The following is a 15,132-nucleotide window of genomic DNA, read 5'->3' on the forward strand; positions in this document are numbered from 1 at the left end:
TGGGCGTCACCAGGTGAGCGGCGGCATGGGCGTCACCAGGTGAGCGGCGGCATGGGCGTCACCAGGTGAGCGGCGACATGGGCGTCACCAGGTGACCGAGGGCGGGTCGGCCCGCGCTCCGACGGCACTGCTCGTCCTCGCCGACTCGCTCGCCTTCCACGGCCCCGAGCGCGCCGAACCCGCCGACGACCCGCGGCTCTGGCCCAACATCGCGGCCACCGCGCTCGGGGCGCGCACCGAGCTCGTCGCCGGGGCCGGCTGGACCGCCCGCCACGCCTGGCATGCGTTGACCCACGACCCCCGCGCCTGGGCCGCCGTGCCGCACGCCCGGGCACTCGTCCTCGGCGTCGGCGGCATGGACGCGCTCCCGTCGCCGCTCCCGACGGCGCTGCGCGAGCTGATCCCGGTGCTGCGGCCCCCGTCCCTCCGTCGTGTCGTCAGGGATGGCTACCTGCGTGCCCAGCCGGAACTCGCCCGCGCGTTCGCCCGGCTCCCCGGCGGCGGGCCCGTCGCGCTGCCCCCGTGGCTCACCGTCGCCCACCTCGAACGCTGCCGTGCCGCCGTCACCGCACTGCGCCCCGGGCTCACCGTCGTCGCCGCGCTGCCCGCGCCGCACCGGGCCGCGATCTACGGCGGCGTCCACCCCGGCCGCGCCGCCGCCGAACGAGCCACCCGTCGCTGGGCCGCCGAGACCGGCGTCCGGGTACTCGACGTCCCCACGCTCGTCGGCGACCACGTCCTCGGCGGTCACGGCAACCCCGACGGCATGCACTGGGGCTGGTCCGCCCACGCCGCCGTCGGGGCCGCGGTCGCCGAACTGATCGACACGGGCCGCGCCTGAAGTGTCCGGATACACCGTCGAGGCGCTAGGGTCCGTCGTCGTGCCCGTCGCCGTCGTCACCGACTCGACCGCCTACCTCCCTGCCGGACTCGCCGCCCAACGCGGCATCCGCGTCGTCCCCCTCGAAGTCCGGCTCGGCGACCGTACCGGCCGCGACGGCACCGACATCGGCCCCGCCGAGCTCGTCACCGCCCTCGCCGACAAGACCCTCGCCGTCCACACCTCCCGGCCCACCCCCGCCGCGTTCGAAGCCGTCTACCGCGAGGCCCTCGACGCCGGCGCCACGGGCGTCGTCTCCGTGCACCTGTCCCGCGAGCTCTCCGGCACCTGGGACGCCGCGCGGCTGGCTGCCGAGGAGGTCGGGCCCGACCGGGTCCGGATCGTCGACTCGCGCGCCGTCGCGATGGGCCTCGGTTATGCCGTCCTCGCCGCCTGCGACGCCGCCGATGCCGGCGCGGGCGGGGCCGACGTCGAGGACGCCGCGGCCGACGTCGCCTCCCGGTGCCGGGTCTTCTTCTCCGTCGACAACCTCGAACGGCTCCGCCGCGGCGGGCGGATCGGCGCGGCCGCGGCGCTGTTCGGGACCGCGCTCGCCGTCAAACCCCTGCTGCACCTGGCCGAGGGCCGGATCATGCCGCTGGAGAAGGTGCGCACGAGTGCCCGTGCGGCGCAACGACTTCTCGACCTCGCCGTCGCCGCCGCGGGGGAGGGGGCGGACCTGGCCGTGCATCATCTCGGCGCCGCCGCGCGTGCCGAGGAGCTCGCGGCGACGCTGCGGGAACGACTGCCCTCCGCGGCCCGGCTGCTGGTGTCGGAGGTGGGCGCGGTGATCGGCGCGCACGCCGGGCAGGGGCTGCTGGGGATCGTGGTGGTGCCGCGGCGCTCGGGCCCCGATGCGGCCGACGACGCCGCGCCCGCCGAGCACTGATCTCCCGGTTCCCGGCGTCCCGCTGTTCGGGGTCGAGGCGTGCGCGTCGCCCGCGGTCCGACGTGTCGTGAGGCCCGGTCCCGGCGTGCCGGTGAGCGGGGCGAGCGGCCGTCGGTGTGGATCGAAGGGGTGGTGGGTGCGGGGCAGGCTGCCCCGGTCACACGTTCGGCGGGATCGGGGCCGGCGTCGTGCACCGAGGGTGTCGTGAGCGCATCGGAGCAAGGGCTGACGACACGTTCGCGTTCGTCGGGAAGCAGATCCGGCTGAGCGGTCCGACCGACCGATCCGTTTCGCGCACTGGGCCCCGCCCAGCTTCGCACACCGCTCCGACACGAACTGCGGTGGCGACCCACGTCGCAGCCGAGCTGTCCACATCGGTTCCGGATCATCCACAGTGCTCGCTCGACGACCCCTCAGCCGGCCTTCTGCTCCTACGGTCGATCCCGTGGCAGGTGTGGTGGATCCCGGACGGCGGCTCGCGGCTGCGCTGGGCTCGGCGCCACGTCGACAGCCCTCCGTGGACTCCTCCGCCGTCCCCTCTCCCGCTGTCCCCGGCCCCGGCCCCGGCCCCGGCCCCGGCCCCGGACCCGGACCCGGACCCGCCGCCGCAACGGACGGGCGCACCGGCGGCGATCACTGGCTCGACCATCCTGAATGGATCGTCGAGCCCGACACCGTCGACATGCCTGTGGGTGCACCGGAGCAGTCGACGCCGAGTCGTGCCGCACGCCTCGGCGACCGGCTCCGTCGTCGGCGTGGCGCCGCGGTGCGGCGATGGGTTCCCGAGTCGGTACAGGGGGCGCGCCTGGATCCCGGACGTCCCGGCGCGGTCGCACTGACGGTCGTCACCCTGCTCGCAGCGCTCGCCGCCGCGGCGGGCGTGTGGCTCGACCGCCCCCGCGCCGATCCGCTGCCGCCCGGCCCGGTAGCGGGCCTGTCGCCGATCGCCGACGTACCGACCGGCTCCGGTCCTTCCGCCACCCCCGGCGGGGAGATTGTCGTGAGTGTCGTCGGCACGGTGGCCAGACCGGGCCTCGTCCGGGTGCCCGACGGCGCCCGGGTGGCCGACGTCGTCGAGGCCGCGGGTGGTGTCTCACCCGGTACCGACGTCGCGGGGCTCAACCTCGCACGGCGGGTGTCCGACGGGGAGCAGCTCGTCGTGGGTGCCCCGGCCGTACCCGACGCCGGTGCTGCGCCGGCGGAGCCCGCCGCCGGGGCGGCCGGGGGCAAGGTGGACCTCAACTCCGCGACCGTCGCCCAGCTCGACGGGCTGCCCGGCGTCGGCCCCGTCACGGCGCAGCGCATCGTCGACTGGCGCACCCGCAACGGTCGGTTCAGCCGCGTCGACCAGCTGCGCGAGATCGACGGCATCGGTGAGCGCAAGTACGCCCAGATGCGTGAACTGGTGGTCGCGGGATGACGTCCGCCGTGCGGGAGGGGGCCGAGGACCAGACGCGTGTCCCGCCCGACCTGCGACTGGTCCCGGCAGCCCTCGCGGTCTGGGCGGTGACGGTCGTCGGGCTGCTCGGTGGGGTGGCGGGCGTGGTCGTCGTCGCGGGCCTGCTGCTCGTCGGCGGAGTCGTGCTCGCCCGGCGCGCCCGCGGCCGCGGCTGGGCCGCCGGGGTCGCGGCCGCGCTCGGTTGCGCCGCGGCGGCTGCGGTCGTCGTCGGTACCAATGTCGTGATCGTGGCCGGGCACCCGCTGGCCGCGGCGGCGTCCACCGGCGCGGCGGCGACGGTCCGGGTCACGCTCACCGACGACCCACGCCTCGTCCGGCCGACGACGGGCGCCCCGATCGCGGCGGGCGGCCAGGTCACGATCGCCGCCGACCTCGTCGAGGCCGCCGCCGGCGCCGGCCGCTGGAGCGCCGGTGGCCGGGTGCTGCTGATCGCCCCCGCCGACGGCTGGTCCGGGCTGCTGCCGGGACAGTCGGTGCGGGCGGAGGGACTGCTCGCCCCACCCTCGCGCAGCGACCTCACCGTCGCGGTGCTGCGGGTCCACGGCGCACCCGCCGACGTCACCGCACCGCCCTGGTGGCAGAGCGCAGCCGGGACGCTGCGCGACGGCCTGCGCAGCGCGTCGGGGGTGCTACCGGAACGGTCTGCGGGCCTGCTGCCGGGGCTGACCGTCGGCGACACCCGCGACCAGGCCCCGGAGGTGTCCGACGACTTCCGCGCCGCCGGACTGACCCACCTCACTGCCGTGTCGGGTGCGAACCTGGCCGTGATCGCGGGTGCGGTGCTGCTCCTGCTCCGGTTGTTGCGCGCCGGGCCGCGCGTGTGCGCGGCGGGGGCCGGGCTCGCGCTCGTCGGGTTCGTCGTGCTGGCCCGGCCGTCGCCGAGCGTGCTGCGGGCCGCGGTCATGGGCGGGGTCGTCCTGCTCGCGCTGGCCATGGGCCGCAAGCGGTCGGCTGTACCGGCGCTCGCGGCGACCGTCGTCGTGCTGCTGCTGTGGATGCCGCGGCTCGCCGTCGACCCGGGGTTCGCGTTGTCGGCCGTCGCCACCGCTGCCCTGGTGCTGGTCGCCCCGGGGTGGGCGCGTCGGCTGCGCGACCGCGGCGTCCCGCCCGGTGTCGCGGAGGCGCTGGTCGTCCCCGCGGCGGCCGGGATCGCGACGGCACCGCTGATCGCCGGCCTGAGCGGCACGGTCAGCCTGGTCTCACTGGTGGCCAACCTGCTCGCGGCACCCGTCGTCCCACCCGCGACGGTGCTCGGGGTCCTGGCCGCGCTGTTGTCGGTCGTGAGTCCGACCGCCGCCGAGGTGTGCGTGTGGCTGGCGGGGCCCGAGGTCGGGTGGCTCGTCCTCGTCGCCGACCGGGCCGCGGCCGTGCAGGGCGGGGTCGTGCCGTGGCCGTCGGGATGGGTCGGCGCGCTGCTGCTCGTCGTCGTGATCGTGGTGCTCGCGGTGCTGGTCCGGTCGCGGCGGCTGCGGGCGTTGCTCGTCGCCGTGCTGGTCGGTGTGCTGCTCGTGCTGGTGCCGACGCGCGTCGTCACCCCCGGCTGGCCGCCCGTCGGATGGACGGTCGTCGCGTGCGACGTCGGGCAGGGCGATGCGCTCGTCCTGTCGACCGGCGCACCCGGCCATGCGGTGCTCGTCGACGCCGGCCCGGACGACGGGCCCGTCGACGCCTGTCTCGCCCGGCTGGGTGTGCACTCGCTCGACCTCGTGGTCGTCAGCCACCTGCACGCCGACCACGTCGGAGGGATGTCGGGCGCGCTGCGGGGCAGGGCCGTCGGCGGGATCGCGATCGGCCCCTCGCGTCAGCCCGGCGCAGCGCTGCGCAGCCTCGGCGTGCAGGCGCGGGAGGCGGGGACGAGCGTCGTGGCGCTGAGCCCCGGGCAGCGGCTGACCTGGCCCGGGCTGGTGCTCGACGTGCTCGGGCCCGTCCACCCGGCCACCGACGTCGATCCCGACGACGGCACCGCCGTCAACGACGGGTCGCTCGTGGTCCGGGCCCAGACCCGGGCGGGTTCGGTGCTGCTCACCGGCGACGTCGAGATCGCCGCACAGGCCGACCTGCTCGCCGCCCGCGTCCCGTTGCGCGCCGACGTCCTCAAGATGCCCCACCACGGCTCGCGCTACAGCCTGCGGGAGTTCCTCGCCGCAGTGGCGCCGAGGGTCGTGCTGGTCTCGGTCGGGGCCGGCAACAGCTACCGGCACCCCGACCCGCAGCTGCTCGGCGTCCTCGGCTCCGCGGGGGTGGCGGTGCGCCGCACCGACCACGACGGTGACACCGCCGTCGTCGCGGACACGGCAGACGGCCACGGCGGGCCGTCGGTGGTGTCGCGCGGTGATCCGCTCCCGGGCCGCCGACGACGTGCGCGGCCCGGGCGGGCTCGGTCAGTCGCGCCCGGCGAGCGCCTCACGGACGGCCTTGCTCGTGGCCGCGACGGTCGCGCTCGGGGCGACGCGGTCGGCGACGGCGTCGAGCGTCTTCAGCCCGTCACCGGTGATGAGCAGAACGGTCTCGGCGTCGGGGTCGATCTGGCCGGCCTCGATCAGCTTCTTGGCGGTCGCGACCGTGACCCCGCCCGCGGTCTCGGCGAAGACACCCTCGGTGCGGGCCAGCAGCTGGATGCCGTCGCGCACCTCGTCGTCGGAGACGTGCCCGATCGCGCCACCGGTGCGGCGCACCGAGTCGAGGACGTACGGGCCGTCGGCCGGGTTGCCGATCGCCAGCGAGCGGGCGATCGTGTCCGGCTTGACCGGGCGGATGACGTCGTGGCCCTCGGCGAACGCCGTCGCGACCGGCGAGCAGCCGGTGGCCTGCGCGCCGAACATCTTGTACGGGGTGGGCTCGACGAGCCCGAGCTTGCCGAACTCCTGGAAACCCTTGTCGATCTTCGTCAGCTGGGAGCCGGACGCGATCGGGACGACGATCTGCTCGGGCAGGCGCCAGCCGAGCTGCTCCGCGACCTCGTAGCCCAGCGTCTTCGAGCCCTCGGCGTAGTAGGGGCGGACGTTGACGTTGACGAACGCCCACTCCTCGTGCTCGGCCGCCAGCTCGGTGGCGAGCCGGTTGACGTCGTCGTAGTTGCCGTCGACGGCCAGCAGCGTGCCGCCGTAGACGGCGGTCGTGAGGACCTTGGCCTTCTCCAGCGACGACGGGATCAGCACGACCGAGTCCCACCCGGCGCGCGACGCCGCGGCGGCGACGGCGTTGGCGAGGTTGCCGGTCGAGGGGCAGCACAGCACGGTGAAGCCGAGCTCACGGGCCGCGGCGAGGGCGATGGCGACGACGCGGTCCTTGAACGAGTGCGTCGGGTTGCCGGTGTCGTCCTTGACCCACAGGGAGCGCACGCCCAGGGCGGCGGCGAGCCGGTCGGCCTTGATCAGCCGCGTCATGCCCGGCTCGGTGTTAGGGTGCGACTGCACGTTCGACGGCACGGGCAGCAGGTCGCGGTAGCGCCAGATCGACTGCGGACCGGCCTCGATCGACGCGCGCGTGACGGCCGGGAAGTCGTAGGCCACCTCGAGGGGGCCGAAACACTGCGGACAGGCGAACTCCGCGGCGAGGGGCGTCTCGTGGCCGCACTCGCGGCAGGAGAGGGCACGGGCCGAACCGAGGTCGAGGCCGGTGGCGCGCGCGGGCGCAACAGAAGTCATCGGAGAATCTCCTCATCTTCCCCGCACGAAGCGGGTCGGAATTGGCACCGTGATCGTCACTCGCGATGGTCGTGCGACGCCGGTTGCCGGGGTGTCAACGGGCCGTTCCCTCTACCCCTCTGGATGAGCCATATTCGATTGTGCGAGCCCGGGGCCACGCGGACCGTGCCGGTGCTCGTGACAACCGTACGACATCTGTCTCCCGGACGCGAAACAGTGGTCCGGGATCTGGGAGGCGGGTCACGTCCTAGGCGGGTGCTGGGCCACGATGAGGGGGTGACCCCACCGGCTGCCGACGCGACGCCTCCGCACCCCGTCCACCTCGTCGTGGGTGAGGAGGAGCTGCTCGCGGAGCGGGCGGTGCAGGACGTCGTGAGCAGGGCGCGGGCGGCCGATCCCGACACCGACGTGCGTCGGATGCGCATCGGCGAGCTCGCCCCCGAGGACCTCGCCGAGCACCTCAGCCCGTCGCTGTTCGCCGAAGGGCGGGTCGTCGTGCTCACCTCCGCGCAGGAGGCAGCCAAGGACATGGCTGCCGCCGTGCTGCGTTATGCCGCGGAGCCTGCCGACGGGATCGTCGTCGTCCTGGTCCACCAGGGCGGGGCCCGGGGCAAGTCGTTCGCCGACGACCTGCGCAAGGCGGGCGCCGAGGTCGTCCGCTGCGACCGGCTGACCCGCCCGGCCGAGCGTGCCGACTTCGTCCGCGCGGAGGTGCGTCGTCTCGGTGGGAAGATCACCGGCGACGCCCTCGAGGTGCTGATGGAGGCTGTGGGCTCCGACCTGCGGGAGCTCGCGTCGGCGGCCGGGCAGCTGGTCGCCGACACCGGCGGCGCGATCGACGAGAAGTCGGTGCGGCGCTATCACCGGGGCAAGGCCGAGTCGTCGGGGTTCACCGTGGCCGACAAGGTCGTCGCGGGCGACCGGGCCGGTGCGCTCGAGGCGCTGCGCTGGGCGCTGGTGCTGGGGGTGGCGCCGGTGCTGGTCGCCGATGCGCTGGCCGACGCGGTGCGGACGCTCGCGAAGGTCGGCGCGGCAGGGCGGGGCGACCCCAACCGGCTCGCGAGCTCGCTGGGCATGCCGCCCTGGAAGATCCGCAAGGCGCAGGGGCAGGTCCGCTCCTGGCGGCCCGAGGGGCTGACGGTGGCGTTCGCGGCGGCCGCGGAGGCGAACGCCGACGTCAAGGGCGCCGCCGCCGATCCGGAGTTCGCGCTGGAACGCGCGGTCCGCCGCATCATCGACGCCCGCGAGATGCGCTGACGCACCGGAGGACCTCGTCGAGCTCGACACCGGACTGGTCCCGACCATGATCGAACCAGCCGCACGTCGAACTCGGCGCGGGCTCAGACGTGCAGCCCGTCGCGGAACACGACGACGGCGCCGCCCGCGGGATGCGGACGGCGCCGTCGGTGAGAACAGGTCCGGCGCGACGCGCCGGGGGTGCTCAGCTCGTGGACGCGGTGAGGGCGTCGGCGCGCTTGGCGATGGCCGACTTGCGGTTCGCCGCCTGGTTGCGGTGGATGACACCCTTGCTGGCGGCCTTGTCGAGGGCCTTGGCGGCGGCGCGCTGCAGCTCCACGGCCTTCTCGGTCTCGCCGGCCGCCTCGGCCTCACGGAACCGGCGGATGGCGGTGCGGACCGACGACTTGACCGCCTTGTTGCGCTGGCGGCGCTTCTCGTTGGTCTTGACCCGCTTGATCTGGGACTTGATGTTGGCCACGCGTCTGCCTCGAGTCTTCCTACCTGGAACGTGTACGGGGGCCGGCGTTACGACCCGTACCGCAGGTCGTGTGACCCGGATCGAGCGAGCACGCCGTGCGCTCGGTCATTCATGCTAACAGCGGCCCCGCCGCCCCCTCACTCGCCCCCGTCGGGTGACGTCGTGAACCGGGCGATCGTCGGTCCCGCCGGCGACCGTCAGGCGATGACCGTAGTCCGAGCTCGCCGAGCGGATGGGTGCGGCACCGGTCGCGCGGCGCGGGGAGGGGCTCGCGGCGCAGGGGACGGACGCGGACGTGGCCGACAAGGTCGCCGCCGCGTCGGACCCGGCGATGGCCGCGTGCATCCTGCGGCTGTACCGGTCGGCGGCGCAGCCTGCGCCGGCCGATCCGGGGCCGGTCCGGAGGCCGCGGCGCTCACCCGCTTCTGGTCGGGGATCTGGGTCAGAGCGCTCGCAGGTCCAGCGTCAGTTCCGACGGCGCGCCGGTGACCAGCCGGACCGGGATGCCCCAGTCCTGCTGGTAGCGGTGGCAGGCGGCGTAGATGCCGTCGCCCTCGTCGCACGCCGCGGCGGCGACGCTGATCGACAGGACGCCCTCGGTGACCTCGCCCGAGAGCTCGACGGACCGCACGAGGCCCGGAGCGGTCCCGGCCCCGCTCAGCAGCAGCGACGGCGGCGAGGCCGTCACGGTCAGGGAGGTGGGGTCGCCGAAGCGGTCGTCGAGGTGCTGGCCGGTGGGCGGGGTGAAGTCGATCCGCAGCCGCAGCGGGCCCGGTGCCAGGTCGGTGCGCGAGCGGCGGACCGTGTGGGCGCCGGCGTCGACGCGGGCGCCCGCCGGGATGGGCAGCCGCACGAGCCGGTGCGCCGCGGACTCGACGACGACGAGGGTGTCACCGTCGACGATGACGTCCGAGGGCTCGGCGAGGTCGCGCGCCAGGGTCGTGACGGTGCGGGTCCCGGGGTCGTAGCGGCGGATGGCGCCGTTGTAGGTGTCGGCGACGGCGACGGACCCGTCGGGCAGGGCGCCGACGCCGAGCGGGTGCTGCAGGAGCGCCTCGTCGGGGGCGGGGCCGTCGCGGAACCCGAAGTCGAACAGGCCCAGCCCGACGGCGGTGGTGACGGCGGCGCCGACCGTGGGGGCGGCGACGACCGAGCGCAGCGCGGAGGTCTCGGCGTCGGCCACCCACAGGGTGCCGTCGGGGCTGGTGGCGAGCCCGGAGGGCTGGGCGAAGAAGGCGTCGGCGGGCGGGCCGTCGCGCAGGCCCTCGGTGGTGGTCCCGGCGAGGACGGACGCGGTGCCGGTGCGCGGGTCGAACGCCCACAGCTGGTGCGACCCGGCCATGGCGACGACGACGCGGTCCTCCCACCAGGCGACGTCCCACGGCGTGGACAGCTCCTGCGCGGACGCTCCGACGGCGGCCCGCTCGCGCAGCTGCGAACCCGTCCCGGCGACCCTGCGCAGCTCGCCCGTGGACAGCGTGAGTCCTTGCAGCGCATGGTTCACCGAGTCGGCGACGACGACGTCGTAGCCGACCTCGGCGGCGACGTCGGGGGGAAGCGCGACCAGGCCCTGCGGCTCCGACAGCGGTCCGCGGCGGCCGGTCCCGAACCGGCGCCGTTCGGTGACGAGGTCGGGCTCCAGCTCGACGAGCTGGTGGTGGGTGGTGTCGGAGACGAGGTACGTCCCGCCGGGCAGGGCGATGACCTTGCCGGGGAAGCGCAGCGCCGTCTCCGGCTCCGGGGGTGCGACGTAGGGGCCGTCGCCGCGGTGCAGCGTCCCGGCGGCCTCGTGTTCGGCGACCAGCTCGCCGATGAGGACGTCGAGGCCGTGCGCGTGGCCCTCGCCGGACATCTGGGCGACGACGTAGCCGGTGGGGTCGACGACGACGAGGGTCGGCCAGGCGCGGGCGGCGTAGGCGTCCCAGGTCTGCAGCGCGGGGTCGTCGAGCACCGGGTGCCCGACGCCGTAGCGCTCGGCGGCGGCCTCGACGGCCGCGGGCTCGCCCTCGTGCACGAATTTGGGTGAGTGCACGCCGATGACGACGAGCACGTCGGACCAGCGCTCCTCGACCGGGCGGAGCTCGTCGAGGACGTGGAGGCAGTTGACGCAGCAGAACGTCCAGAAGTCGAGCAGGACGATCTTGCCGCGCAGGTCGGTGAGGGAGAGCTCGCGCCCTCCCGTGTTCAGCCAGCGACGGCCGTGCAGCTCGGGGGCACGCACACGCATCCGGGTCGTCACGCCGTGATCAACTCCGCTCCACCCGCTGGTGTTCCACGAACGAGGTCGTGAGTGGCGATAGTCGCGATAGCGACTATCGCCACTCACAGGGGGGCCAGGACCCGGCGGGCGCGGGCGGCCCAGCGGCCGTCGTCGTGCACGATCCGCACGGGGTGGCCGAAGCACTGGCTCACCAGCTCGGTGGTCAGGACCGCCGACGCGGGGCCGGCGGCGAGGCAGCGGCCGTCGCGCAGCAGGTAGGCGTGCGTCGTCGAGGGCGGGAGCTCCTCGAGGTGGTGGGTGACCAGCACGGTCGCGAGGCCGGGGTGTTCGCGCCGCAGCGTGTCGAGCGCGGTCAGCAGCTGTTCGCGAGCGGCGAGGTCGAGGCCGGTGGCGGGCTCGTCGAGGAGCAGCAGCCGCGGTGCGGGCATGAGGGCGCGGGCGATCAGCGCTCGGCCGCGTTCGCCCTGCGACAACGTCGGCCAGCGGTCCGACGCCCGGTGCGAGACACCCAGCAGCGCGATGAGCCGATCGGCCTCGGCCTCCTCGGACGCCGACGGCCCCCAGCGCGGCACGAGCTCGGTGGTGTTGGTCAGCCCGGTGAGCACGACCTGGCGCAGCGTCAGCGGAGACTGCACAGGATGGCGCGGGTCGACGTGCCCGAGGTAGGAGCGCAGCTCGCGGACGTCGACCCGCCCGAGCCGGCGGCCGAGGACGTGGACCTCGCCGCGGGTGGGGTGGGTGCGGGCGCCGAGGATGCCCAGCAGGGTCGACTTGCCGGCGCCGTTGGGACCCAGCAGGGCCCAGTGCTCGCCGTGCTCGACGCGCAGCGACACCGAGTCGAGCAGCCGGGCCTCGCCGCGGACGAGGTCGACGTCGCGGGCGAGGAGGACGGGTCCGGCGTCGGCGGGGGTCGAGGTCACCACGACCGGCACGCTAATCCCGCGCCCGCCGCGCGATCCCGGTTCGGCGGCGCGACACTGATCACGTGCCCGAGCTCCCCGAGGTCGAACAGGCCAGGCGCGTCCTGGAGCACGCGCTGGACCGCCGGATCGTCGCCGTGGATGACACCGACGAGTGGGTGTGCCGCCCGCACCCGCCGGGTGAGATCGCATCGGTGCTGGTCGGGGGCGCACTCACGGCGGCGCACCGGCGCGGGAAGACGATGTGGTGCGACACCCGCGACCCCCACGGCGACGAGGGCCCGACCCTCGGGGTGCACCTGGGGATGGGCGGACGGATCGTGGTGACGGACGCCGAGCACGACCAGGCACCCCGCAAGCCCGAGTGGAACCGCTTCACCGTCCGCTTCGACGACGGTGGCGAGCTGCGGCTGTTCGACAAGCGCCGGCTGGGACGGGTGCGCCTCGACCCGGACGTGGACGCGCTCGGCCCCGACGCCGAGGACATCACCGCGGCCGAGCTGCGCACCAGGCTGGGCCGCAGCCACGCCCCGCTCAAGGCGCGGCTGCTCGACCAGAAGGTGCTCTCGGGCGTGGGCAACCTGCTGGCCGACGAGACGCTGTGGCAGGCCAGGCTGTCGCCGTCGCGACCGTCGGACGAGCTCGACCGCACCGAGGTGAACCGTCTGCACCGCAACCTCGAACGGGCGTTGCAGGCGGCGATCGCGAACGGCGGTGTCCACACCGGACGGATCATCGAGCACCGCCACCCCGGTGCGACGTGTCCGCGCTGTGGGGCGCCGATGGTCCACGGGACCGTGGGTGGCCGGTCGACGTGGTGGTGCGAGAAGGAACAGCGCTAGCGGTCGTCGGCGGGCTCGACCGGATCGGCGTCCACCGGCGCCGGCTCACCCGGCCGGCTGCCCCACGACCGGCGCACGACGACGCACACCGCGAGCCAGGTCGCGCCGACGAACCAGCCGGCGAGGACGTCGCTGAACCAGTGCACGCCCAGGTAGATGCGGGTCGCCCCGACGGCCACCACCCACAGCGTCGCCGCGGTGAGGAGCGCGACACGCGCCACGGTGCCGCGTCCCGTCCACAACAGGACGACGAGCGCGCCGACGATCACGACCGACATCGTGGCGTGCCCCGACGGCAGGGACTCGTTGGTCTCGTTGACCAGCCGCGTCGCCACCGGCGGGCGGGGCCGGTCGAAGAAGACCTTGAGCAGCCGGAACAGCGCGCTCCCGCCGATCGCGGCGGCCGCGACGAACAGGGCGTCGGCGCGGTGGCCGCGTAGCCAGCTCACGACGCACATGGCCGCGGCGAGCAGCGCCATCGCGGCGGTGCTGCCGATCGTCGTGATCGTCACCGCGGTGGTGGTGAGGGCCGGTTCGCGGACGGCGATGGCGTCGGTGAGCAGTGCCGCGTCGGCGTCGGCGGGACCGCTGCCGGTGGCGCCGAAGTGCAGGAGCCACCCGGCGGCCAGGGCGAGCAGCGCCACCAGGACGGCGCCGAGGACCAGCGGCAGCCGGGTGGGCGACGATCGCATCCGTCCAGTCTGGCCGGGCCGGCGCCCCGCCGCACCCGGCCGACCGGCCAGGTGCGGCCCGGCGGGGTCGTGAGCGGCAATGGTCGCTATGGCGACCATTGCCGCTCACAGGGTTACGAGCGGCCGCGCAGGGACCGGTAGCGCTTCACCAGCGCGACGGACGAGGCGTCGAGGCCGTCGTAGGACGGGTCGGCGTCCGAGAGCACCGGCACCATCTGCTTGGCCATGACCTTGCCCAGCTCGACGCCCCACTGGTCGAAGGAGTCGATGCCCCACACCGAGCCCTCGACGAACGTCACGTGCTCGTAGAAGGCGATGAGCTGGCCCAGGACCGACGGGCTGAGCTCGGGGGCGAGGATCGTCGACGTCGGGCGGTTGCCCGGCATGACCTTGTGCGCCACGACGTCGGCGGGGGTGCCCTCGGCAGCGATCTCCTCGGCGGTCTTGCCGAACGCGAGCGCCGCGGTCTGGGCGAACAGGTTGGCGGAGAACAGGTCGTGCATGTCGGCCGCGCCCTCGCCGGGCAGGTCGTGCGCGGGCCGGGCGAAGCCGATGAAGTCGGCCGGGACGAGCCGGGTGCCCTGGTGCAGCAGCTGGTAGAAGGCGTGCTGGCCGTTGGTGCCGGGCTCGCCCCACCAGATCTCGCCGGTCGTGGTGGTGACGGGGACGCCGGTCTGCTGGACGGACTTGCCGTTGCTCTCCATGGTCAGCTGCTGCAGGTAGGCGGGCAGCCGGTGCAGGTACTGGCTGTAGGGCAGCACGGCGTGGGTCTGGACGCCGAAGAAGTTGGCGTACCAGACGTTGAGCAGCCCGGCGATCAGCGGCACGTTGCGCTCGGGCGGCGCGGTGCGGAAGTGCTCGTCCATGGCGTGCATGCCGGCGAGGAACTCGCCGAACCGGTCGGGTCCGACGGCGACCATGAGGGAGAGCCCGATCGCGGAGTCGACGGAGTAGCGCCCGCCGACCCAGTCCCAGAAGCCGAACATGTTGGCCTCGTCGATGCCGAACTCGCGCACCTTCTCGGCGTTGGTCGACACCGCGGCGAAGTGCTTGGCGACGGCCGAGTCGTCGCCCAGCCCGGCCAGCAGCCAGTCGCGGGCGTTGCGCGCGTTGGTCAGCGTCTCGAGGGTGGTGAAGGTCTTGGACGAGACGATGAACAGCGTCGACGCCGGGTCGAGGTCGCGGACGGTCTCGGCGAGGTCGGTGGGGTCGATGTTGGACACGAACCGGACGGTGAGGTCGCGGTCGGAGTAGGCCTTCAGCGCCTCGTAGGCCATGACCGGGCCGAGGTCGGAGCCACCGATGCCGATGTTGACGACGGCGCGGATGCGTTCACCGGTGTGCCCGGTCCACGTGCCCGACCGCACGGAGTCGGCGAAGGCGCCCATGCGGTCGAGGACCTCGTGCACGTCGGTGACGACGTCCTGGCCGTCGACGGTCAGCGACGCGTCGCGCGGCTGCCGCAGCGCGGTGTGCAGGACGGCACGGTCCTCGCTGGTGTTGATGTGGTCGCCGCGGAACATGGCGGTGACCCGGTCGGGGATGCCGGCACGCTCGGCCAGCGCGAACAGCAGCGGCAGCGTGTCGCGGGTGATGCGGTGCTTGGAGTGGTCGAGGACGAGGTCGGCCGCGGTGGCGGTGAAGGCCTCGACCCGGTCGGGGTCGGAGTCGAACAGCTCGCGCAGGTGGAGTGGCTCGACCTCGCGGTGGTGGGCGGCCAGTGCGGCCCACTCGGGTGTCGACGTGATGTCGGCGGGACGGCTCGATGCGCTCACGGCCCCATCATGGCTGAGACCGGCACACGTTGAGGAGAACGAAGTCGGCCGGGCGGCGCTCCCCAGAGCCGCCCGGCCGGTGGGGGTTCT

The 15,132-nt window shown here is 74.6% G+C and carries 11 protein-coding genes, 1 pseudogene and 1 riboswitch; of the genes and pseudogenes, 6 read left to right on the forward strand and 6 right to left on the reverse strand.

The window, feature by feature from the left end; genetic code table 11:
- Positions 1-91 precede the first annotated feature (91 nt).
- The 4 genes and pseudogenes from octT to PSU4_RS09000 all read left to right on the forward strand — a co-directional run.
- Entirely contained in the window at positions 92-841 is a 750-nt protein-coding gene (gene octT, locus PSU4_RS08980) for a diglucosylglycerate octanoyltransferase (protein ID WP_147104842.1), read from the forward strand.
- Between the two features lie 40 nt (positions 842-881).
- Positions 882-1,769 carry a DegV family protein gene (locus PSU4_RS08985; RefSeq protein ID WP_147104845.1) on the forward strand — a complete coding sequence of 296 codons (888 nt, stop codon included), beginning with the start codon at positions 882-884 and terminating at the stop codon, positions 1,767-1,769.
- A gap of 445 nt (positions 1,770-2,214) precedes the next feature.
- Positions 2,215-3,189: a ComEA family DNA-binding protein gene (locus tag PSU4_RS08995; protein WP_246115009.1), complete on the forward strand. Its 975-nt coding sequence runs from the start codon at positions 2,215-2,217 to the stop codon at positions 3,187-3,189.
- A pseudogene (locus PSU4_RS09000) lies at positions 3,186-5,324 on the forward strand (ComEC/Rec2 family competence protein); the annotation flags it as partial. The gene PSU4_RS08995 and the pseudogene PSU4_RS09000, both read left to right, overlap by 4 nt.
- Positions 5,325-5,609: 285 nt before the next feature.
- Here the strand turns inward: PSU4_RS09000 and thrC are convergent.
- The gene (gene thrC, locus PSU4_RS09005; RefSeq protein ID WP_147104851.1) at positions 5,610-6,875 is read right to left on the reverse strand and encodes a threonine synthase; all 1,266 of its coding nucleotides are present in this window, start codon (positions 6,873-6,875) and stop codon (positions 5,610-5,612) included.
- A 9-nt stretch (positions 6,876-6,884) separates the two neighbouring features.
- Positions 6,885-7,005, reverse strand: a riboswitch (SAM riboswitch).
- A gap of 146 nt (positions 7,006-7,151) precedes the next feature.
- Between thrC and holA the strand changes: the two genes are divergently transcribed.
- On the forward strand, positions 7,152-8,132 hold the full coding sequence (gene holA, locus PSU4_RS09010) for a DNA polymerase III subunit delta (RefSeq protein WP_186816829.1): 981 nt from the start codon (positions 7,152-7,154) through the stop codon (positions 8,130-8,132).
- A gap of 184 nt (positions 8,133-8,316) precedes the next feature.
- Here the strand turns inward: holA and rpsT are convergent, their stop codons facing one another.
- The 3 genes from rpsT to PSU4_RS09025 all read right to left on the reverse strand — a co-directional run bounded on the left by rpsT (position 8,317) and on the right by PSU4_RS09025 (position 11,736).
- Positions 8,317-8,592, reverse strand: a complete 276-nt coding sequence (gene rpsT, locus PSU4_RS09015; RefSeq protein WP_147104857.1) for a 30S ribosomal protein S20 — start codon at positions 8,590-8,592, stop codon at positions 8,317-8,319.
- Between the two features lie 442 nt (positions 8,593-9,034).
- Positions 9,035-10,819 (reverse strand): NHL domain-containing thioredoxin family protein, encoded by a 1,785-nt coding sequence (locus PSU4_RS09020; protein ID WP_147105094.1) that lies wholly within the window; start codon positions 10,817-10,819, stop codon positions 9,035-9,037.
- Positions 10,820-10,914: 95 nt separating this feature from the next.
- Positions 10,915-11,736, reverse strand: coding sequence for an ABC transporter ATP-binding protein (locus PSU4_RS09025; protein WP_147104859.1), 822 nt, complete (start codon positions 11,734-11,736; stop codon positions 10,915-10,917).
- A gap of 62 nt (positions 11,737-11,798) precedes the next feature.
- Here PSU4_RS09025 and PSU4_RS09030 point away from each other — a divergent pair, with 62 nt between their 5' ends.
- Positions 11,799-12,575 carry an Fpg/Nei family DNA glycosylase gene (locus PSU4_RS09030; RefSeq protein ID WP_147104861.1) on the forward strand — a complete coding sequence of 259 codons (777 nt, stop codon included), beginning with the start codon at positions 11,799-11,801 and terminating at the stop codon, positions 12,573-12,575.
- Here PSU4_RS09030 and PSU4_RS09035 read toward each other — a convergent pair.
- Positions 12,572-13,267, reverse strand: coding sequence for a phosphatase PAP2 family protein (locus PSU4_RS09035; protein ID WP_186816830.1), 696 nt, complete (start codon positions 13,265-13,267; stop codon positions 12,572-12,574). The two genes, PSU4_RS09030 and PSU4_RS09035, sit on opposite strands and share 4 nt — an antisense overlap.
- Positions 13,268-13,380: 113 nt before the next feature.
- Positions 13,381-15,042 carry a glucose-6-phosphate isomerase gene (gene pgi, locus PSU4_RS09040; RefSeq protein WP_147104867.1) on the reverse strand — a complete coding sequence of 554 codons (1,662 nt, stop codon included), beginning with the start codon at positions 15,040-15,042 and terminating at the stop codon, positions 13,381-13,383.
- Positions 15,043-15,132: the final 90 nt, after the last annotated feature.

The organism is Pseudonocardia sulfidoxydans NBRC 16205, from assembly GCF_007989085.1.
Classification (GTDB): Bacteria; Actinomycetota; Actinomycetes; order Mycobacteriales; family Pseudonocardiaceae; genus Pseudonocardia; species Pseudonocardia sulfidoxydans.

Excerpts from the sequence above, each read along its gene's own strand:
- thrC (WP_147104851.1), bottom strand. The coding sequence starts at position 6,875 with ATGACTTCTGTTGCGCCCGCGCGCGCCACCGGCCTCGACCTCGGTTCG.
- PSU4_RS09020 (WP_147105094.1), bottom strand. The coding sequence starts at position 10,819 with ATGCGTGTGCGTGCCCCCGAGCTGCACGGCCGTCGCTGGCTGAACACG.
- PSU4_RS09035 (WP_186816830.1), bottom strand. The coding sequence starts at position 13,267 with ATGCGATCGTCGCCCACCCGGCTGCCGCTGGTCCTCGGCGCCGTCCTG.